This is a genomic window from Trichodesmium erythraeum IMS101 (assembly GCF_000014265.1).
Taxonomy (GTDB): domain Bacteria; phylum Cyanobacteriota; class Cyanobacteriia; order Cyanobacteriales; family Microcoleaceae; genus Trichodesmium; species Trichodesmium erythraeum.
Window position 1 is genome coordinate 4,689,438 of sequence record NC_008312.1, and the last position, 22,365, is coordinate 4,711,802.

Consider the following 22,365-nt stretch of genomic DNA (forward strand, 5'->3'; position numbering starts at 1 on the left):
TTATGTTCAAAAGCATAATGAACTAAACTGGGAGAGAAAATATTTCAATGAGGGCTTTCTCATGATTTTACTCAAATGAGTTTATACATTTCGAGGACCAAGGATCAAGCGATCGCTAATCTGCTTATTTGTCAAATGTAGAAATAGAGAATACAAGTATAGCAAAGTTGTTGATAATTGGTATAATTCGATAGCAATGGCCTGGAAGTTTAGGAATATATAATCAAAGAGAAAGAAGCATAAAGCTACAATTAAACTCATCCAAAACAAAACAAGTCTAATAATGAGTTAAATTAGAAATAAAAATACTAAATATAATTTAAAGTAAAATGCCAAAAATTTGGTAAATTAATGTTAGTAAATATCCCATAAAAAAGTAATGCATGATGTAAAAAATGATTAAGTAAGGGGATGATAAAAAGCCCTAGTCAATGGTACTATCTGTCCAATATCCGAGAATATAAGCACTCAAAATTCAAGATAAAAAGGATGAATTGATTTAATTTATTTAGATAAAAGTTAGTTTTTTTGAAACATTATTCCTCTTAATAACTACTAGAGATAAGTAGAAGAATAACTTGTAAAAGTTTTAAGATAAAGCAATAAATTTTATGAGATTAATGAATTGCAAATAAGGAATTATCGCACTTCCATAGTCAAGGGAAATCTTAATAGTAAAGTATTGATTAAGCTTTGGAAAAATTTATTCATAAATTTTCTAAAGAAATTTATTTGTTATTAAATAAGGGTCAATTAATACTAATGATAGTATACTGAACAAATTACAATAATGGAAGTAAAAAAACTAAAAATATTTGGGTTGCTTACCTAGTAACAGAAACCAAATATAATATAAATAGGAGATTAATTAAAAATGAATAGGTTAAAGTAGAAGCTTCAACTGGAAAAGCTTACTTAAATCTATTAAAAGAGTTCTTAATAAAAAACAGAATAGAATAAGCATGCAATGAATCTTGCTTATGCACTTACTAAAAAATAGCAGATGAAATTTCTCATTTTTATTCAAAATTTTACTTAATTTATTGAAATATTATTATAAAAAAGTGAGTGATTTAAATTAAAATAAGAAACAATATTAAATAGTATATATACCAAACCCATAAAATCTAAGTTTTAAAGAAAAAGTCTAACTTTGTTCATTAATAATCAATTAAAATTATATAACTGAATAATTATAGTTTACACACAAAAGCTGAATATTGAGATAAGGTTTGGGAAAAATAGACAATTAGTAATAGTTGCAGAATATTAATTTTTATATATTTTTCAGGTAAGGGAAAATTTCAAGTGAGGGAATATGAATTGAAATACCAGTACAATATAATTTACCTATTCTATACCTATTCTAATTATATGGGGTCTTTAGAAGGTAAATAATTCAGCTTGTATAAATGTGTAATTAATTGTGTGTAACTGCTTAGTAATATAGGCACTTTTTTATGGGTAATACCACTTAAACTGATTGATCATCATAATTCTGTATTTATTCAACCAACTATAATTAGGACTTAAAAAAAATCTAGTAAAAATTAGAGATGGAAAAATCTGATGGGCTGTGCTTAAACCCTGTCATAATTGTAAAAACAGAATGCTATTTTGAAATGGGGAAAATATATTTCCACCATCAGTAATAGATTGTATCTTCAACATTCTTGATCTACTATTTCCAGTAAACTATAACTAAGAACTCAGTAAAATCCCATGAAAGCAACAAGTATCCGTCAATATTCCTCAATAGCTGCTAGGACTCTGATAATAGTAGGAGTAATTATGATTTTGTCCTCTATACTTGACTTTATAGTCCTATCAGTTCCTTCTAACATAGAGAACATATACAGCAAAACATGGCAAATAAATTTAGCAACTCAAATAGTCGATCGGGGGATCATTCCTATGATAGGAATGGCCTTATTATTCACAGGTTACTGGGTAAGAAGTAATTCCGGCCTTCAAAATAACTCTACATCTTCAATATTAGATTTAAGATTTTGGGCACTTTTACTAGCTAGCTTATTAGCATTGATATATCTACTACTATTTCCTTTACACTTAAATAATACTCGTTTAGACAAGGCTGAGTTGATTCAACGCATCGAGCAACAAGCAAGCCAAGCTGAAACACAATTAAAAGCTCGTCTAAGTAGTAATGAATTTAAAAATCAGATCCAGGAAAGACGAACTCAATTGAAAAATCAACTGACTACCTTGCTAGAAGATGAAACTAGGTTAAATGAAGCATTAGAAAATGAAGAATTACCAGACCAATTAAAAACTTTATTAAAAACATCAAAAACAAACAACAATTCTCAAGCTATCAATGAATTTATCAATGATCAATTCAAACAATTACCAAATCAACTTACAATGAGAATTCGTGATCGTAAGCAAGAATTAGAAAAACAAGCTAATAGAAATTCTTTTAAATCTAGTCTCAGAACAGGTATAAGCAGTTTACTTTTAGCAGTCGGTTATATTATGATTGGTTGGACAGGATTAAAAAATATGGGAATTATTAAAGGTAAGGGAAGTCGCCAAAATCCCGCTAGGTAATTACAAAGCAGTACATCACAATTACAATAGAAATCAGCAAAAGTAAATTAATAGTACTGAAAGAGAAAGTGTTAACTTAAACTTAATGCCCAATACCTTACCAATTGGATATTTATTTATAGCAGATTTCATCTGAGTAAGCTATAGCTGTTGCGGTCAAGATGCCGATGATAAAAAGGTTTGATTTAAACTCCACCGACCATGGGATGTCTTCTTTAATACTTGTACTTCATACACTTAGAATCTGCTGTAATTTAATTACCTAATTTAATATTTAAGTAAGTACACAAAATTAGTTACACATCTATACAAACTAATTATTTGCGTTTTAAAGATTGCAAAGAACTAGAATAAGTAAATAATTTTGTTTAAGTACTTATAAAAGAGCAATTGCTAAAATTAATAAAATGTTCTCAATTTATATACTGACTTACAATGAGGAAATAGATATTGCTGCTTGTATTAAGTCAGCAATGCTGTCAGATGACATTATAATAGTTGACTCCTTTAGTAGTGATCGGACAATAGAAATAGCTCAATCTTATCCTGTAAGAATAGTCCAAAACAAATTTAAAAGCCATGGACAACAAAGAACATGGATGTTACAGGAAATTAGTGCCAAATATGAGTGGGTCTATATCCTAGAAGCAGATGAACGGATAACCCCAGATCTATTTAATGAATGCCTAAAAGCAGTCCAAAGTGAAAAATATATTGGGTATTACGTCGCAGAACGAGTGATATTTATGGGAACTTGGATTCGCCATAGCACACAATATCCCCGCTATCAGATGCGCCTATTTCGTAAGGATAAAGTCTGGTTTAGTGACTATGGTCACACAGAACGAGAAGTTTGCGACGGTCCCACAAGTTTTTTGCAAGAAACTTACCCCCATTATACCTGTAGTAAAGGTATGTATCGTTGGATAGAAAAGCACAATCGCTATTCTACAGATGAAGCTTCTGAAACAGTTAAACAACTAGAAAAAGGAAGCATATCTTGGAAAAGCCTATTTTTGGGCGGGTCTGAAGTAGAGAGAAGACGTGCTCTAAAAGATTTTTCCCTACGCTTGCCTTTGAGACCAATAGTTCGTTTTATATATATGTATATTTTTCTCAGGGGATTTCTTGATGGCCAAGCTGGATTAGCTTGGTGTACCTTGCAAGCTTTCTATGAATATCTCATAATAATTAAAGTCTGGGAAATGAAAAATATGCCTGCACCATCATTAACTTCAGCTGTCGATACCAATTCGCCAAAATTAGAAATAGAGGCACAAAGGTGAAAGTTAAACTAAGGAATCCCATTTTCAGTTTCCCTTTATAGGGTCTGCTTGTTTTCAGAACTGGAAGTCAAGCTTTTACTTCATCTGGCTTTCTCTGCTAAATGTCCCTTTCCACGGGTATACTCAAAGACCTCCTACCTCAGACCTAATAGGCTTTTCCAAAAATGCCGATTTTGGAACGGCGGAGCAAGGAGTTGATAACCTTGTCTGGAGATGTCTAATAATTCCTAACGGTTAACTGCTTGTATATCCTTGGCAGTTTTCGAGTCATGGGAGTATTGTTGGAGTAACTACTTATTTTTGATTGCGTTACTACCCCACCCTCCGAACTTAGAGTAACGTGGTCAACCTCAATACTTAACCAGGACTTGTAACGCTCTGTCATACATCCCTAGGATGCCTAACGGGCGCTTTTCGTCTTTACCTTAGTTTGATATTGGTGACTCTTTCAGCTCGCCTTTAGGTTTTATATAGATTTACTAATTTTAGTCGCTGCTTAGGTGGGAGACTTTTAATTCCATCTATCCCGGCGGTTTTCTTATCTTGGTTTTCCTGACACACAAGTCTAACAGCTAGGAACAAGGGGTAATAACTTTTGGTCAGAAGTCTTTAGTATTTAGAGTGTAAAGCGGATTTCACTACGGTTGGACGCTCTGTAAATTAACTTTTGCAACTTAAATACCTTCTTCAATAGCCTTTTTCCAGTCTATGTCCTTCCATTTAAGACTAGGATTGACACTTGCCTAAGACGGTAAAATGTTCCGTGTCCCATCATACCCTTAAAAAGGATTTTGATTTTTTCTCTGATATTTAAGGTGAAAAAATCAGAGACTCTGTGAGAAAGTTTAGTAAATTATGGGGAGATATTTTAAGAGCTGTTTAATCTTACTGGGGGGACTCCTCTTAAATATTTCTTTAGAAAAATTACCACTACTTTGACAGAGCAACAATTATACTAAAAAATCTAATGCACTATTTTTAGCTGTTTCAGTCTACTACTGTGCATTATTAACAAATACTTATAGCGGCTGATTCATAGCTGGAAAAAAAGTAAATGTTAAGTTCAAAGTTTATCATTAAAAATACATCCAGTTACAGTCGCAAATCTACACCAGAATCTGAGTAAATTAAACTATGCATCTAAGCGAAATTACTCATCCTAAACAGTTACACAATCTTTCAATTCATCAACTAGAAGAAATTGCTAGACAAATACGAGAGAAACATCTAGAAACAGTTGCCACAAGTGGAGGCCATCTAGGTCCAGGGTTAGGAGTTGTAGAGCTGACATTAGGTCTCTACCAAACTCTCAATCTAGATCGGGACAAAGTTATTTGGGATGTAGGCCATCAAGCTTATCCTCATAAAATTATCACAGGTCGATATCACAATTTCCATACTTTGCGACAAAAAGATGGTATTGCAGGTTATTTAAAACGATGTGAAAGTAAATTCGACCATTTTGGTGCTGGTCATGCCTCTACAAGTATCTCTGCTGGTTTGGGGATGGCCTTAGCCAGAGATATGAAAGGAGATAACTTTAAAGTAGTTTCCATTATTGGGGATGGTGCTTTAACTGGTGGTATGGCTTTAGAAGCCATTAACCATGCAGGTCACTTACCCAAAACTAACATACTAGTTGTGTTAAACGATAACGAGATGTCCATTTCTCCTAACGTAGGTGCAATTTCTCGCTATCTCAACAAAATGCGCTTATCCCCACCGATACAGTTTCTTCAGGATAACTTAGAAGAACAATTCAAACAGATTCCTTTTGTTGGTGAAACCTTTACACCAGAAATGGAAGGCCTCAAAGGAGGAATGAAGCGTTTAGCAGTGTCAAAAGTGGGGGCTGTAATTGAAGAATTGGGCTTTACCTATATGGGTCCTGTTGATGGGCATAATTTAGAAGAATTAATTACAACTTTCAACCAAGCTCATCAAATTCCCGGACCAGTATTAGTTCATGTTGCCACAACTAAGGGTAAAGGATACCCAGTTGCTGAAGAGGATAAAGTTAGTTATCATGCTCAAAATCCCTTTAATTTGGCCACGGGTAAAGCTTTACCAGCAAGTAAGCCAAAGCCTCCTAAATACTCTAAAGTTTTTGCCCATACTTTGGTGAAACTTGCGGAAAATAACCCCAAAATTATTGGTATTACTGCTGCTATGGCAACTGGCACAGGTTTAGATAAACTTCATGGGAAACTGCCAAAACAATATATAGATGTTGGTATTGCAGAACAACATGCTGTGACTTTGGCAGCAGGTTTAGCTTCTGAAGGAATGCGACCAGTGGTTTGTATTTATTCAACTTTCTTGCAACGAGCTTATGACCAAATTATCCATGATGTCTGTATTCAAAAGTTACCTGTATTCTTCTGTTTAGACCGTGCTGGTATTGTAGGTGCAGATGGTCCGACTCACCAGGGAATGTATGATATTGCTTATTTACGTTGTATCCCAAATATGGTAGTTATGGCGCCTAAGGATGAGGGTGAGTTACAACGGATGGTGTTGACTGGTATTAAACATACGGATGGGGCGATCGCTATGCGTTATCCTCGTGGTAATGGTTATGGTGTGCCTCTGATGGAAGAGGGTTGGGAAGCTATTACTATTGGTAAGGGTGAGATTCTGCGGAATGGTGATGATGTGCTGATATTAGGTTATGGGTCTATGGTCTATTCGGCTATGCAAACAGCAGAAATTCTCAGCGAGCATGGTGTTGCTGCTACTGTCGTAAATGCTCGTTTTGTCAAGCCTTTGGATACAGAATTAATTCTACCTTTGGCACAACGCATTGGTCAGGTTGTGACTATGGAGGAAGGTTGTTTGATGGGTGGTTTTGGTTCGGCAGTTACGGAAGCATTGATGGATAATAATGTACTTGTACCTGTTTTACGTTTGGGTGTACCTGATAAGTTGGTGGATCATGCTAAACCTGATGAGTCGAAGGCTGATTTGGGTTTGACTCCTTCTCAAATGGCAGAACGTATTTTGCAGAGTTTTAAGCCTAGGTTATCGACTATTAATGTTTAATAGAGTTGTTGGAAGTCTTAAATAGACTTCTGGTAAAAAGTTAATCTAGGGAGGTTCCATGTTTATTTGGGTATTGGTAAAATGAAGGAATGAATTAAGCTTGAATGGGCACTTCTCCAAATTTGAGAAGCGTGATATCAATAGACCAATAGAATATTTGAGTATATCAATGCATTTTGAATAACACAAGGTTTTGCGATGGAAGCGACCTTGGGGTCGTGTAAGTGGGTGTTTTCCCCTTAGAAGTTGCTCATAGAGGTCCTACTTACAATCTTTTCTCCATTAGGTATCAAGCCTGGATAAACATGAGTGCCATAAGTAACCCAAAAGCAACACTGCCAACAAACGTTAGCAAAGCTTAACCTCATCAATAGCCTGCCATAGCGGTTGAAAAGTATCAGCACTGTGGTGTCCCATTATCCAACTCAGAATTCCTGGACGGAAATGGTTTAGCAAGGTCTAGAACCACACCTTGTTTTTCTTACAACCAACAAAGGTTGCGAGTTCATTAAGTTTTTCCACTTGGGTTAGTTTATCTGGGTCATAGCTATCAGATAAGCGTTCCCCAGTGTGTTTTATCTAATTGATCAGGCGTTAAATTTGTCGTCCCTCTCACTCTGGCAATTTCTCTAATACCCATACCGTTGACATACATTCTCAGATATAGCCACTTGATATCATCGCTGTATCTTCGTGGTTGAACTGGCTTGATGAACTGACGAGTACAAGCGACGCACATAAGGTTCTAGTTGCCCCATTGATAGCCCTTGTTTTCGGATGTGCTGGCTGCTATATTTAGCATATTTATGGGCTTATCTCTCATAATGGTTAGTGACGTTAACTATCATGAAGCAACAATAGATTCATTCTGCTATCTACCAACCTCTCTTATCTGTATTAACTAGTTAAGTAGGAAAAACTAAATTTATGTAAAAGGAGAAATAATGGACAATTAGATACACCGCAACTATCGCTAAATTAAAGTGTATCAGATCACAGGTTCAATTGACGCTGAGAGCCAAGAAGTGAATCTTGCAAAAATTTGGGAAACTGAAGTTGTTGAGGATATTCGCCCTACCTTTCTGGAACACTTAGCAATCTTTTCTATTAATTAATAACTCACACCTCACCAATAGCTTGCCTTTGCCAAGCAGGTTGTTGATATAATGGAATACCAACTGCTTGAATAATTGCCTGAATGTTCGCAGATCACACCGGTGCTAAAGTTGGAGCATGAGCGGGCAAACTTTGGATATCTGGGGTATTCTGATACCATATATCTAGAGTATCCGCCAATGGGGAGTATCCTCTAGGCTGTTAATCAGGGTTAAGATAAAGACACGATATATAGTGCATGGTAATTTAGTAACCTTCACGCTCTGGGAGTCATTAGGCCCGGCGCTCCTATACACTCCATGCGATCGCTGAACTATTTTTATGAGAGTCATCGCGAAATAGAGGAAAAAAATCGCTCCAACCTAGACAAAACAATAATTTAAAGTTTTTTTTGCTTGCCAATAGCCACAATCTTTACACAACAAAGTTTTTGGTAATTTTTTAAGTTATCAAGGGACAAGTATATTATATAAAATCCGGTTATATAGTTAATGTATATAGATTTCGGAACTTCTGGTGGAGATGATTTGATTTATGTTAATGATGATTATTATTGGAAGAATAAAACTAAAAAAACAGATTTAAAAAACAGGATTTGGATATTATTTGGGAGACTTGTTAGAGGTAGGGGAAAGACTAAAGAAAAAACCTATTATATAAGGCCAATACTAAATTTATTGAAGTAACTTACAATATATTATATCACTTTATCACTGATTATCCAAGGGAAGCAAGTAAAATTAATGAACGCTTTATAGAAAATATCCATCAACCCTCTAAAACCAAATTCATAAGAGGATTTAGCTTAATTTTAGATGATACTGGTCATTGCAAAATTTTAAATTCATATCTGAGATTCTATCCGGAAAATAGCACCAATAGCTTGAGACATTAGGAAACTTCCATGATTTCCTAGTAGGAGCTATGCCACCAAAAGCTTATTTGAAACAGTACCTAACTATAGAAGAACTGAAAATTCGCTACCGACAAGCTCCAGACACCATTGAATCCCGTCGGTGGCATCTCCTGCTTCTAATTGCCCAAAAATGGTCTATTAAAAAGGCAGCTCAAGTTGTTGGACTTAATTATGATTATGCTAAAGAAATTTTTGGTCGGTACAACCGAGAAGGACCAGAGTCTGTAAAGAATCGTAGCAAAAATCGTCAACCACCACCTGCTAAATCTTTATTGACTCCTGAGCAACAACAGGAACTATTAGTAGCCTTACAAGGGCCAGCTCCTGATGGCGGGCTATGGTCTGGTCCAAAAGTAGCTCATTGGATAGCAAAGAAAACTGGTCGATCTCACGTTTGGCCTCAACGAGGTTGGGATTATCTTAAAAAGTTGGGTATTGACTGGAAAAAAAAATATCACAATGATTGATAATTCTTGATTAGATTTGGTCTTTAGTCTTTGGGAAACTTATTTTGTACGGAGCCTTCAGATTTCTGTCTGATACCAACTTTTTTTTATATAGACCTGGCCACAGTTATTGGGAAGCAGATCAGGAAGTGTAAGAAAGAAAAAAGGGAAAAAAGATTTAATTGTACTTTGACCAGATATCTGCAATGTTCTAAATACTTTTCCGGAGTCATCGTAAAAATCTTGATAAATTTGAATGAAGGTTGTCAAAACTATCAGTAATGAATAATTATCAATTATTTGTTTGGCAAAATCTGACATAGAAATATACCAAGATTTAGTGGTTATGAAAATTAATACTTCTACAAAAATAATTGTATTATTTGCATTATGTTTGGGAATTAACTTAAGTATCAATAATACCGCTGATGCTAGACCAAAAAATAGGTTAATTTGTCAAATAAGAGCAGAATTATGCTCAAAAAAAGAAAGTAATCTTTTATGTACAAAAGATGACAGTTGTTCTCAGAAAAAAGTAGAAAGTTGTGAGCAAGATAATCAGATATCCTGCGATAAAACACAGTCTACAATTCAGGAATTTAAACCTGTAATTCGACCTAATAAATTTTCTTGTGATGAAGGTGAAAGTGGTATTCCAACTACTTTTGTCAAAACACCACAAGGTGCTTATCCTGTGATTCGCTGGGTTTCTAATTATTTCTTATCTGCTGGATATAGTCCCATGACTCGTTGTCGTCAAGTATCAAACAAATTTCAATTATTTTATGATGATGGCAGACTAGATTATATTACTACTGGCATTGTTAACCGTCAACCTGTTGTCTGTATTTCTAGTCACAAGGGTGGTCCCTGTCAAGGGGTTTTATTTACTCTCAAACCTAATCAAAATGCTAGCAAAACAATTCAAAAATTATTTGATATTCGGGTTGGTGCTACCACAGGTCCACTATATGAAAGTAGTTCCCGTTTCTATTTAAACTTTAATGATTATTTAGAAAGTTTAGCAAACAAGGGTATGGAGTAATATTTTGTGAGTTTGCGATGGTTGATATTAGCAGTTTGTATTGGTAGTGAGTTATTTTATTTTTCAATACAAACGTTACCTAAAAAATTGCCTGACTTGGAAAGTTCAGCAACTCAAATACAAAGTAAAAATTGTACTAACTGTAATAATTTTTGTACCATTAAAGAGCTTAAAAGTTTAGCTAAATCAATCACCGTTAAAATTATTTCGGAAAATGGTTGGGGTTCAGGAATTATATTGAAACGAGAGAAAAAAGTTTATACAATTGTTACTAATCAGCACGTTTTAGATACTAACTATAAATCTTATCTGATTCAGACTCCAGATGGTCTTTTTTATCAAGCAAATCAAATAGAAAATGAAGGCTTTCAAGGAAATGATTTAGCTCTATTAAAGTTTCGTAGTACTAACTCCAACTATACTGTTGCATCTCTCGAAAATTCTGCTACCCTTTCTCCAGGAGATAAAACTTTTGCTGCCGGGTTTTCTGCTTTAGAAAAAACTCAATACATAGAACTTTTATTCACTAGAGGAAAAATTTCAATTTTGTCTGACCGCCCCTTAGAAAAGGGTTATCAAATTGGCTACACTAATTTGATAAAAAAGGGCATGAGTGGGGGTCCTTTACTGAATATTTACGGGCAAGTAGTTGGTATTAATGGAATGCACGCTTATCCTTTATGGGGAGATCCTTATGTATATCGTGATGGTTCCCAACCAACTGAAAGTTTACGTCAACAAATGAGTCATTTAGCATTTGCTATTCCTATTGAAACTGTAGCTAAATTAGCTCCAAATTTGCATCTATACAAATTATTAAGCTCCAGAAAATTTTTACTAGCAAGAAAAAGGCAAAAATAAAGAAGGGAAATAGATAACTCTATATAGTAATTGGCTTATAGTTTGTAATATTTTATAATTACGGAGTTTGTTCCCTTAACCTAAACAAATATAGTATAAAAAGACTAAACCCCTACAGTTTTTTTTATAAATTATTTAATGCTACTTATAGATTAATAAAGTTCACTTAAAGATTTTTTTTTAGGAATTAGTGTCGAAAGAGAATTAAAAAGTTATGTTTGCACATCATGACCTTTGCTCCCCATTCCATATGTTAGGAATGTTTTTGTTAAGAGAGGAAAATGTTAGGAATGTTATGTAATTGCTCATGAGGTAACTTTAGTATTTTATAGATTCAAAAGCTAAGAGCTAACTGCTAATAACTGAATGCTTACACATAATCGTTTCATAAATTATGAGCTTAGGTATTATATCGACCGTATTAATTTGCAGTTTTTTTATATTTATGCTCAAAATTTATCTCTTGTAAAAATATTAAAACACTAGAAATATTTAAGTAATTTTGCAAAATTAATTAAGTATATTTAATAATTAATTTTTAGTATAAAAAAACAAGAAATGTTTATATAATTATGATATTTATTAGAGACTTAATACTATGGAATAGAAAGCTTTTATAAAGTATGATTATCATAGTAATTTTAGTTAATTTAGGGATACAGCTAAATGTATAATATTCAGCAGTTAATAATTTACTATTAAATAATTTAGACAATGTTTAAGTCAGTAATAAATCGTTCTTATTTAATCTTTTCATGTCAATATCTAGCAATATTAGGACTATATCATCAAAGATTAAGATACAAAAAATAAAAATAAAAATCATAAAAAAAATTAAATGTTAGTTTTTTTTTTAATTAAAAGCACTAAATAAAATTAAAATTCAAACAAAAAAAATGGGGATTTAATATTAAAAAATATTCAATAAAATTAATTATAAAAAGTTAATCATGAGATTGAATGTATCAAAATTTAAATAAGTAAAAGCTCTAATAAATCATAGCTATAAGTAAAAAAAATGAGGCTATAAGCACTCCAAATTAAAGATAAAAAAGATAAATTGATTCAATTTAATTTTTTATAGGAAATTAGATTTGCTTTACTATATTTTTCTTATTTATTGCGTAAAAATGTATAAAAAAACTAGTAAAAACCGTAAAATTAAAGTAGTAATTTTTATTGGCAAATTAATTTACAGCTAATTATTTGATGTCTATATTAAATGTCAATATGAAGATTAAAGTAGTGTTATTTATTGAAAAAAACATTCATAAATTGTCTCATTAAGCCGTAGTTATTTTTGAGCAAGCGTCGATTCATACTAATAAAAATTTACTAAATAAATTTGAATAATAAAACTAAAAAAAATATAGAAATATGTGGGTTAACTGCCTATTCACTAAAAGCAAACAGAAGAGAAATATAATATAGAAATATTATGCAAATTTACTAAATCTAAATGGATTAAAGTAGAGTTAATTGATAACTGAAATAGCTTACTTTATAGTCCTGATAGAAGGTATACAAAGAATAAAACACACAGGATAAAAATACTCCCAGTGCTCTTAAGAGCAAATATTAGCGGACAATTCACGACAATTATAATGCACCACTAACCTTACTTCAATATTTCAAAAAAGTGCTTAGTAAAGCACGGAACAAAATATGTAATTAATTTAGCTTATACATTTATATTTATTCAAATAAAAATATGAGATTTCAAAAAAAATTATGGGATTTAATATTTTTTTTATTCCCAATTAAACAATTACTTATTAGTTTTTCCTTATTACTTATTTCTCCTACATTAATATTTTTCAAACAACCTGCTGCTATAGCCTTAATGGCGGATAAAATTAACCAAATCTCTACAGAATTTACAGTATTAATTGATGCTATAAATCCTGCTTCTGGAGTAATTATTTCTAGAAAAAAAGACACTTATTATGTTTTAACTGCGAACCACGTCGTCGAAACTCAAGATGAATATGCAATTTTTACCAAGGATGGAGAAAGATATGAAGTTGATTATCAAAAAATAATTAAATTGCCAGGAGTTGATTTAGCAGTTGTAGAGTTTCGGAGTAGTAAAAATTATCAAGTTGCTACTTTAGCTGATTATAATTATCAAGCAGAATTTCGTCATGTTTTTGTGTCTGGTTGGCCTGATTCAAGATTACCTTTTGATGAAAAAGAACATTTATTTAGTCCGGGATTATTAATTAATAAAGATTATGAATTAGCCTTTATTAAGGATCCTATTTCTAATGGTTATGAACTGTTTTATAATAATATTACTAAGGTAGGTTTGAGTGGTGCACCTGTTTTAGATACTCAAGGAAGAGTGATTGGAATTCATGGTGCCTCTGAAGGTACAAAAATTTATGATGAAGAGTCTAATTCAGTGGAAAGGGTGAGTATTGGTTTTAGCTATGGTATTCCTATTAATATTTTTTTGAAATTGGCAGATAAGTTAAATATGGGATTAAATTTTCAATTGGAATATTCATCGCCACCACCACTAACTCAAAAAGAAGCTTTTTCTATAGAAGCTTATTTAAAAGTTCCAGAAACAAGAGATATTTCTAGTGCAGTAGCATGGGCAAATCATGGGAATTATTTATATCGTTTAGATAAATTTGAAGAAGCATTAGTAGCTTTTGAACGCTCAATAAAAATCAGGAAAAATTTCTATCCAGCTTGGTATGGGAAGGCAAATGTATTGTCTGCTTTAGGTAGGTATGATACAGCAATAGATTGTTATAAAAAGACAGTAAAAATCAAACCAGACTTTTATTTAGCTTGGCGAGATAAAGGAGCTTTATTTGCTTATTTAAATCGACATTATGAGGCATTAATATCTTTTAATCAAGTAATTAGATATAAGCCAAATGATTTTGCTGTTTGGTATCTGAGAGGTAATATTTTAACAACACATTTTCAGGAATATAAAGAAGCGATCGCTGCCTATAACAGGGCAATTGAATTAAAGCCTAATTTTGCTTATGCTTGGATAGGAAAAGGGGAAGCTTTTTATCGTTTAGGAAACTATGAAAAAGCTAGAGAGGTTGCTCAAAAAGCAGTAAAACTTAAGCCTAATGATCCAGAATTTTTGACTTTTTTAAATATTCTGGAGAAACATAGTTTACCATCGGCTCCTATTAAGCCGATACCAAATAAAGGAAAGGTTGAAATAATAAATTATCCTTCTCGTAAACAACCTAACTTATTGTGGTAATTAACATATAAATGAATAGGAAATAGGAAATCACAAATGGTAAGTATTCAATTATTAACATTTTAGTAATGGAGTGACACGTCTAAAAATATAAGGCCTATAAGAAGGAAATAAAATCCAACAATGATAAAAGTAGGTTGGATTTTGTTCTAAGACTCAACAAAGCCTTATTTTACTATTTTAGTTTGTCGCTCCAGTCGTTATATTATTGAACATAAAAAAACATTATACTGTATTTTTTATTAGTTAAAATTAACGGGAACATCTAGACCATAAATGTCGGCATATTCTACAGATTAACCCCACAAAAATCGGGAATGTTATGACAAGTTTTTTGGAGCTCATTTGATTGTTGAATTAAGCATTCAGCTATTGATAGTCAGCTTTCGGCTGTTTAATTAATGGCATTAGTCGTAAAACTGAGTTATCTATCCGGATTTATTAAAATAGTTCAGAATATTAAAGTATAACTAGTAAACAAAATTTTTCTTAACTTGACACAACAAACAAAAATGTTTTCCTCAATATTAAAGATTGTTAACTACACAGCAGAATCAGAGCAGAGAATATTTTTTAACAAAATATTAACCTAGGAATTAATAGGATTAATTTATCTCAATTGCTAAGAGCAAAGGTAAGGTATTTATATCTGTACTTATAAATAAAATAATAGCTATACTTTAGTTAATATTTTAGGGGTATTTTCTGCTAATTAATAATTGTGTTTTCTTGCCATATCTTACTTATTATTTCCCATCTTATTTTTGATATTTTGTAATACATTTAATATCGACAATTCAAAAATATTAGTTTTTATATAGCAAAAGGAGTAATATATGACGATATCCAGATCATCTCAGTTGAATTCTACAAGTAATATTCATAATCTAAGTAACCCTGGTCAAATTAGTGGTGCTAAATTTAATGATATTAATTTCAATGCAATATTAGACCCTGGAGAATTAGGTTTACGAGATATTACTTTATACTTAGACCTGAATCAAAATAAATTTTTAGATGAGGGAGAACCTGCCACTATTACTGGTGTTAATGGTGAATATTCTTTCCGAAATTTACCTCCTAATACTTATATATTGCGAGAAATTTCTCCAATAGGTTTTGCTTCAACTACTCCCGACCCAATTTTAAATGTAATTCCAGGAAGTAATCTAATAGTAAATGTTGGGAATGTAAGCAACCGTGGTCAAATTAGCGGTGCTAAATTTAATGATATTAATTCCAATGGAAAATTTGACTCTGGAGAATTTGGTTTACAAGATATTACTTTATATTTAGACCTAAATCAAAATCAATTCTTAGACAACGGAGAACCTGTCACTATTACTGATGTTAATGGTGAATATTCTTTCCAAAATTTACCTCCTAATACTTATATATTGCGAGAAATTTCTCCAACAGGTTTTACCCCAACTACTCCCGACCCAATTTTAAATTTAACCCCTAACAGTAATCTAATAGCTAATATTGGGAGTGTAAGTAACCGTGGTCAAATTAGTGGTACTAAATTTAATGATATTAATTCCAATGGAAAATTTGACCCTGGAGAATTTGGTTTACAAGATATTACTTTATATTTAGACCTAAATCAAAATGGATTTTTGGATGAGAGAGAACCTGCCACTATTACTGGTGTTAATGGTGAATATTCTTTTCAAGATCTACCGCCTAATACTTATATATTACGAGACATTTCTCCAACAAATTTTATTTCAACTACTCCCAAATCAATTTTAAATGTAACTCCGGGAAGTAATTTAATAGCTAATATTGGGAGTGTAAATAACCAAGGTAGCATTAGTGGCATTAAATTTAATGATACGAATACTAATGGAATATTTGACCCTGGAGAATTAGGTTTACAAAATATTACTCTATATTTAGATCTGAATAAAAATGGATTATTAGATGGGGAAGAACCTTCCACTATGACTAATGTTAATGGTGAATATTCTTTCCAAAATTTACCTGTTAATACCTATATAATTAGGGAAAATCAAGTATCAGATTTTATCCAAACTACTCCCGACCCTATTATTAATGTTACTCCAGGAAGTAACATTAGAAATATCAATATTGGTAATGTAAATAATCGAGGTAAAATTAGTGGTACGAAATTTAATGACACAAATACTAATGGAATGTTTGACCCTGGAGAATTAGGTTTAGCAGATATTGCTTTATATTTAGACCTAAATCAAAATGGATTCTTGGATGAGGAAGAACCTTCTACTATTACTGATGTTAATGGTGAATATTCTTTCCAAGATTTACCTTCTAATACTTATATTTTGAGAGAAATTTCTCCTCCAGGTTTTGCTAAAACTACTCCCGAACCTGTCGTGAATGTCACTCCAGGTAGTAACATTACAAATATTAATATTGGTAATGTAAATAATCGAGGTGAAATTAGTGGTACGAAATTTAATGATACGAATACTAATGGAATATTGGACCCTGGAGAATCAGGTTTAGCCAATATTACTTTATATTTAGACCTGAATAAAAATGAATTATTGGATGAGGGAGAACCTCAGACTATTACTGATGTTAATGGTGAATATTCTTTCCAAGATTTACCGCCAAATACTTATATAATTAGGGACGATCAAGTGATAGATCTTGACCAAACTACTCCCGACCCAATTGTTAATATTACTCCAGGAAGTAACATTAGAAATATCAATATTGGGAATGTAAGTAATCGAGGTGAAATTAATGGCATTAAATTTAATGATAAAAATACAGATGGGATATTAAACCCTGGAGAAAATGGTTTAGGTAACTTTACCTTATATCTAGATTTGAATGACAATAGTCTCTTAGATTTTGGGGAACCTGCAACTATAACTGATGAATTTGGCTTCTATTCATTTAAAGATTTACCTCCCAATGTTTATATAATACGAGAAGTGCAAAAAATTGGTTTCTCTCAAACTACTACTGATCCAGTTGTTAATGTAACTCCTGGCAGTAATATTAATGATATTAATATTGGCAACTTTAATGAATTTATTTAAAATAGTTTGACAACATAAAGTTCGATATAAATCCTAAATAATTTTAGATAAAGTTCTATGATACTGCATTTATATTTAAAATTATTTAGTACTAGTATATGTTATAATAATACCATAGTATTTCTAAAGATTAACTATGGTATTATTGTATTATAATAGTACTATAAAATGAATTAGTATTAGTACTATTCTTTATCTATTTGACGAAATAATATTACTATGAAAGCTTATGTTAATCTAGAGATAGATTTTACAGGAAAAGATTATTTTTTATTTGAAATAACTCGCTAATCTCATAAAAAAAATGTGGTTTATCTGTAGAAATTGAAAAAAACATAGCCTCAATTTAGGGTAAAAGATAGTGGTTTAGTGATAGGTTAAAATATTGTTTCATTAGCTCTAACTGCTATGCAAATTTTTTTGTCTACTTTACAGTTTGGGGAATAAAGTAAAGACAACAAGGTAGTGCCTCAGTAAAGTGTGGGATAAGTAATTAAGTCGTTCCCACTCCAAGGAGCGATCGCGTTCCTCAGCTCTTTGCCTAGCAGTATTTTCTTTGGGACTATGAACCCAAATCAAATAAAGTAGGCCCTCGCCAACCTTACTGTTACCTCAGTTTGTTGCCAGAGCTTGCCAAATTTATTCTCTCGGCGATGCCATCGACCGAGCTGCTGTCTGATAATTCCATTTGTGCCTTCCAATTACAGGGCAATGGTTTTTACCAATAATGTGTTCTATTACAGGGCAATACTCGTTCATACCCTCCAATCATCAGTTAGCCATTTTTTACAGCTAGTTTTCCCTTCTGTGTTGACGACCAATTCCTCAATGAACTGGTCAGTATGTTTACTTACTCTAGCACTCAGAATTAATCTACTGGATGAAGCCTAGGGGCTTGCCAACCCAAGAATTCCCTTCTCTCAATTCCTGATACTGGCACTGTTTTTGTTTTTTTGGATGAGTGACCAAAACTCATCACTGTTGATTTGTGAGGTATTGATATTCTGGAGATGAGCATTATGAATCTATTTGTTCTTTTTCAGAGGGAGCTCTCACCAAACTAACTATCGTATTATCGGCCAAATTCACTGTTCGACTAATCCCTCTTAAACTACTGCCCTCAACGTGAGCCTCTAGAACCATTCGTATTTGTTCAGGTTGAATTGTTCTACAATAGTAGAGAGTGTCAAAAGTATCGGTAAAAGTTTGTAGGCATTCAGGACAATAATATTGTTGACAACATTACTGGTCTTTCCATTTTTATGAGTTTTCTGATGGGGACATAGAGTACATTATAGAAAGTATTTAAGGACAACGATTATATTACCATTCCCAAAATTTCTTGATGCACTAACCGTAATTCTTATAAATTAGATTTGTGTATGGGTAATGGCAATCAGATAGAGTTATTTTCATTTCCTAACTAACCAAGAAGATTGACTCAGCCATAAGCTTGTGGTCTAATAAATTTAGATTTAGAAGTAGATAATATTGATGAGTCTGTTGATTATTTTAAATATCACGGTATAGAAGTAGAAAATATTAGAACTGACGAAATAACTGGCAAATGTTTTACTTTCTTTCTAGATCCAGATAAATTACCCTTAGCAATTTATAAAATTTAATATTTTAATTAGTAGTTTGATGATTATTATTTAAAGTAAAGGTAGTAAATAGGAAGTAGCTAAGACTAAAATTGAGATAGTTTTTTGAGTAGTTTTATTTCCTACTTATTCATCTTTTGTTCTGTCGATAATTTTTGCCCAATTCGAGGTTCTTTACAAGCTAAAAGTCGTTCAATATTGCTAATGTGACGCCAAATCACATATATACCACCAGTAATAGCAAATATCTGATAAGGAAGTGGTTGACCTGTGAAAAACATCAAACCAGAAACAGAAATAGCAGCTATAATAGAACTCAAAGAAACAATACGACTAATAGTAAGAACAACAATAAATACAGAAAGTGTTCCTAAACCAACAACCCAAGAGATTGCTAATAAAATACCCAGACTAGAAGCAACAGACTTGCCTCCTTTAAAACCAATCCAAATAGATTTAGTATGACCTACTATAGCAATTAATCCGGCTATTATAACCATCCATTCTTTTGCTGTATCAATATCAGTTACTCCAGCAATAATAGTTAGGTTTTGAGCAAACACCAGAGAGTAAATATAGCGAACCAAAGCGATCGCTAATGCACCCTTAAAAATATCAATAACCAATACAACTAAAGCAGGCACATTTCCCAAAGTTCTTAATACATTAGTTGCGCCTGTGGAACCAGAACCCTGTTCACGAATGTCAACACCATAAAACCAAGAACCTATCCAATAACCACTAGGAGTAGCACCCAATAGATAGGCAACAATTAATATTACTGCATTTAGTACTAACCAATTAATCATTAACTTATTCCTTTAAAAAATTAGCATGGCGCTACGCACCAGTCAAAAGTCATGTATTCAAAAATAATTAATGAAGTGAGTTTTTCGGACTTTAAATGATCCGGAAATATGATTTATCAATGTCCCTACTCTACATAGGTAGTGCTATAATAGAAGCAATCAATGTTAGATATTTTTGGATAAATCTTTCCTCAATTAATGACATAGTTAAAAAATAAATTATAATTTTTCAATATGCAACACTTTTTGGTGTTAGTAATTTCAAAAATTAACCAGGCATTGGTAATAAAGAGAATAATTTATTTCATGTCTGCCCACTTTTTCCTTTTTTCTTCTTCAATAAAATTTATCGGTTGAGTTTTGAGAATTAAGCTCAGGAGCAAAGGCCAACCATAGAGGAAACTGTAACATAGAAAGACTAATTTTATCTTCCGTATCATCAATCACAATTATTGGTAACTTGCCCTGCCTCACCAACCGATCTGCTTTTTGGGCCAATACTTCCGATTCCTCAAACAAAGCCACACCTCTCTCTGGGCTAAAATCACGGCGGTCAATTCCCAGACAATCTTGTAAACCACGACGCCATTCTCCCAAACGCTCAGGAGAATTAGCAAGTATCAGAGGACGTAGCCTTGTATCATACAAATCTCTGAGTATAGAAACAATTGCCGAAGCCACCAAAATATTTTGTAAGCGACTACCCATAGTTCGGAGGGAACCACGACCACCTTGAGAGAAAAACCAATTTGAGACTCTTTCTGCATGAATAGGCTCAAATGTACGCCGTAATTTCCAAGGGAGACCATAATAATCAGGCATCTTCCTATATTCCTCCATAATCTGGCGAATCTGTCTAGTTTGTTCCTCAAAACCCATTTCAGCAAATTTAGGATTTTCATAATTGTTGACAGATATAGGAACATCTTCCACTATAGGAGTAGGATACTCCTCTTTTTGTGGAGTTAACTCTAACTGTTCGGCAGCAGCAGCCAAATCTTGCAAGCTTCCCACCAAATAATCTTTAAAACCCTTAATTCTAATTGCCAAATCCTGAGAAGTGCCAGCAAAAGTAGTCCGCATCTCCTTTTCAATACGTTCTTTGCGATGCTCTAGTTTTTCTACCTCTATTTGCAAGGTTTGTTTATGTTGCTCCAACTGACTTAAAGCTTCTGGGACTAAACTCCCTATAGCCTTAGTTTGGGCTATCACTTCTTGTTGTAATTTAGCCTTAATTTCTTGTAAAGTAGCTATTTCTTCTTTCAAGTTTTGTTGTTGCTGTAGTCGATCAATAACTACTGTTGTTAATTCTTTTTCATTTTTATCAACTGGCGCGGTTGTAGAGTCCTCAGTCAAACTAGAAGAATCTGTAGAAAGAGTTTCAATCTTGATTTTTTCATCTAAGTCGGTAGCTTCAGGAATTATTTGATTTAAGTTATCTGAATTCACTGAAGTTTTTGTTAATGGTTCTTTTGGTTCTTTTGGTTGTATTTTGTCTGGGTACATCATGAAAAAAAATATAAAAAATTTATACTATTGAAAAAGAAAAAATTCCCATAGCTAGACTAAAAAAGCTGTAGTAATTTATGAAGTGGAAATAACACAGAAAAACTTTTGTTTTTCCAATCTCAAACTTTACATATTCTAGCTAGTGCAGTTTGTGACAAATAAAATAACTGATAAATTACAAAATTATTAAAGTAATACTCATCAACAATACTTTTTAATTTTGATTTCTGGGTAGCGGCATCAGTTAATCCTGATTTAAAGGAAAGTTATTTTCTAGGCAAGTTCGCAACATTTTAGGATCAAAAATAATTGGTAGAAAATGGATACTTTTAATTTCCCTAAAATAGAATAGAATGGGAATAGGAGACCAGAATATTTCCCAGTTGAGCCAATCTTGATAAGGAAAGTTTCGTAAGAGTTTCTCTGAACGGTATACTTCTAAGGCTGTCTCAGTAAATTTCAGACGGATAGTTATTGTTTGAATTAATAGAAAAAGTCCCAATATAGCGATCGCTATACTCACCCATTTTTGTATAAATGCCAAAGGTAATGCAGCAATTATTAGGACTAAAGGAATTTTATAACTAGGGGCAAGTTCAATAGCTTGTTTTGCTTGTGAGGTAGAAATAGTAGTCATAGTTTTATGTTAATTAATTCAATATAATTATCTATTTTTATTTTCTGTTTCTTGTTATCTACAAAAATCAGTCAAACATAATATTTGAGTGATTAGTTATTTCTATTCGGTGCTTCAACTGGAAGTATATGCAATCTTTATTCTACAAGCATACGAGGTCGAACTGAGGTGACATTGCTAAGTTGTTGACTGCATTCAAACCTCATTTCACAACTAAAACTACACTAAAAGTATTTCAGCTAACATA

General features: G+C 32.5%; 15 protein-coding genes and 2 pseudogenes. 11 read left to right on the forward strand and 6 right to left on the reverse strand.

The annotated features are described in order from the left end of the window. The first annotated feature begins 1,722 nt into the window (after positions 1 to 1,722). Positions 1,723 to 2,571 carry a hormogonium polysaccharide biosynthesis protein HpsJ gene (locus TERY_RS14580; protein WP_044136838.1) on the forward strand — a complete coding sequence of 283 codons (849 nt, stop codon included), beginning with the start codon at positions 1,723 to 1,725 and terminating at the stop codon, positions 2,569 to 2,571. Positions 2,572 to 2,978: 407 nt separating this feature from the next. Next, the gene (locus tag TERY_RS14585; RefSeq protein ID WP_011612544.1) at positions 2,979 to 3,857 is read left to right on the forward strand and encodes a glycosyltransferase; all 879 of its coding nucleotides are present in this window, start codon (positions 2,979 to 2,981) and stop codon (positions 3,855 to 3,857) included. 459 nt (positions 3,858 to 4,316) lie between these two features. Here the strand turns inward: TERY_RS14585 and TERY_RS37015 are convergent, their stop codons facing one another. Continuing rightward, complete coding sequence (locus TERY_RS37015; protein WP_370495533.1) at positions 4,317 to 4,418, reverse strand: hypothetical protein; 102 nt, start codon at positions 4,416 to 4,418, stop codon at positions 4,317 to 4,319. Between the two features lie 573 nt (positions 4,419 to 4,991). Between TERY_RS37015 and dxs the strand changes: the two genes are divergently transcribed. Continuing rightward, positions 4,992 to 6,899 carry a 1-deoxy-D-xylulose-5-phosphate synthase gene (dxs, locus tag TERY_RS14590; RefSeq protein ID WP_011612545.1) on the forward strand — a complete coding sequence of 636 codons (1,908 nt, stop codon included), beginning with the start codon at positions 4,992 to 4,994 and terminating at the stop codon, positions 6,897 to 6,899. A gap of 94 nt (positions 6,900 to 6,993) precedes the next feature. Here the strand turns inward: dxs and TERY_RS30760 are convergent. After that, a pseudogene (locus TERY_RS30760) lies at positions 6,994 to 7,657 on the reverse strand (IS1 family transposase). Positions 7,658 to 7,882: 225 nt separating this feature from the next. On the opposite strand from TERY_RS30760, the gene TERY_RS37020 reads away from it, so the two are divergent. The 7 genes from TERY_RS37020 (at position 7,883) to TERY_RS14625 (ending at position 17,559) form a co-directional block, all read left to right on the forward strand. Further along, positions 7,883 to 8,014 carry a hypothetical protein gene (locus tag TERY_RS37020; RefSeq protein WP_370495536.1) on the forward strand — a complete coding sequence of 44 codons (132 nt, stop codon included), beginning with the start codon at positions 7,883 to 7,885 and terminating at the stop codon, positions 8,012 to 8,014. A gap of 492 nt (positions 8,015 to 8,506) precedes the next feature. Then, entirely contained in the window at positions 8,507 to 8,701 is a 195-nt protein-coding gene (locus TERY_RS37025; RefSeq protein ID WP_044136839.1) for a hypothetical protein, read from the forward strand. A gap of 238 nt (positions 8,702 to 8,939) precedes the next feature. After that, positions 8,940 to 9,398 carry a helix-turn-helix domain-containing protein gene (locus TERY_RS14600; RefSeq protein ID WP_011612546.1) on the forward strand — a complete coding sequence of 153 codons (459 nt, stop codon included), beginning with the start codon at positions 8,940 to 8,942 and terminating at the stop codon, positions 9,396 to 9,398. A gap of 283 nt (positions 9,399 to 9,681) precedes the next feature. Then, entirely contained in the window at positions 9,682 to 10,422 is a 741-nt protein-coding gene (locus TERY_RS25410) for a COP23 domain-containing protein (RefSeq protein WP_052845802.1), read from the forward strand. Between the two features lie 6 nt (positions 10,423 to 10,428). Beyond that, the gene (locus tag TERY_RS14615; RefSeq protein WP_011612548.1) at positions 10,429 to 11,283 is read left to right on the forward strand and encodes a trypsin-like peptidase domain-containing protein; all 855 of its coding nucleotides are present in this window, start codon (positions 10,429 to 10,431) and stop codon (positions 11,281 to 11,283) included. A 1,711-nt stretch (positions 11,284 to 12,994) separates the two neighbouring features. Further along, positions 12,995 to 14,521: a tetratricopeptide repeat protein gene (locus TERY_RS14620; protein ID WP_011612549.1), complete on the forward strand. Its 1,527-nt coding sequence runs from the start codon at positions 12,995 to 12,997 to the stop codon at positions 14,519 to 14,521. An 836-nt stretch (positions 14,522 to 15,357) separates the two neighbouring features. Beyond that, the gene (locus TERY_RS14625) at positions 15,358 to 17,559 is read left to right on the forward strand and encodes an SdrD B-like domain-containing protein (RefSeq protein ID WP_011612550.1); all 2,202 of its coding nucleotides are present in this window, start codon (positions 15,358 to 15,360) and stop codon (positions 17,557 to 17,559) included. A 470-nt stretch (positions 17,560 to 18,029) separates the two neighbouring features. Here TERY_RS14625 and TERY_RS30765 read toward each other — a convergent pair. Beyond that, positions 18,030 to 18,851 (reverse strand): annotated as a pseudogene (locus tag TERY_RS30765) (IS1 family transposase); the annotation flags it as partial. A gap of 171 nt (positions 18,852 to 19,022) precedes the next feature. Here TERY_RS30765 and TERY_RS37030 point away from each other — a divergent pair. Continuing rightward, a complete protein-coding gene (locus TERY_RS37030) occupies positions 19,023 to 19,184 on the forward strand; it encodes a VOC family protein (RefSeq protein WP_370497220.1) in 162 nt (53 codons plus the stop codon). Between the two features lie 101 nt (positions 19,185 to 19,285). Here TERY_RS37030 and plsY read toward each other — a convergent pair whose 3' ends face one another. The 3 genes from plsY to TERY_RS14645 form a co-directional block, all read right to left on the reverse strand. Beyond that, positions 19,286 to 19,972: a glycerol-3-phosphate 1-O-acyltransferase PlsY gene (plsY, locus tag TERY_RS14635; protein WP_011612551.1), complete on the reverse strand. Its 687-nt coding sequence runs from the start codon at positions 19,970 to 19,972 to the stop codon at positions 19,286 to 19,288. Between the two features lie 336 nt (positions 19,973 to 20,308). After that, the gene (locus tag TERY_RS14640; protein ID WP_011612552.1) at positions 20,309 to 21,481 is read right to left on the reverse strand and encodes a DUF3086 domain-containing protein; all 1,173 of its coding nucleotides are present in this window, start codon (positions 21,479 to 21,481) and stop codon (positions 20,309 to 20,311) included. Positions 21,482 to 21,725: 244 nt separating this feature from the next. Next, positions 21,726 to 22,118 (reverse strand): DUF3119 family protein, encoded by a 393-nt coding sequence (locus TERY_RS14645; RefSeq protein ID WP_011612553.1) that lies wholly within the window; start codon positions 22,116 to 22,118, stop codon positions 21,726 to 21,728. Positions 22,119 to 22,365: the final 247 nt, after the last annotated feature.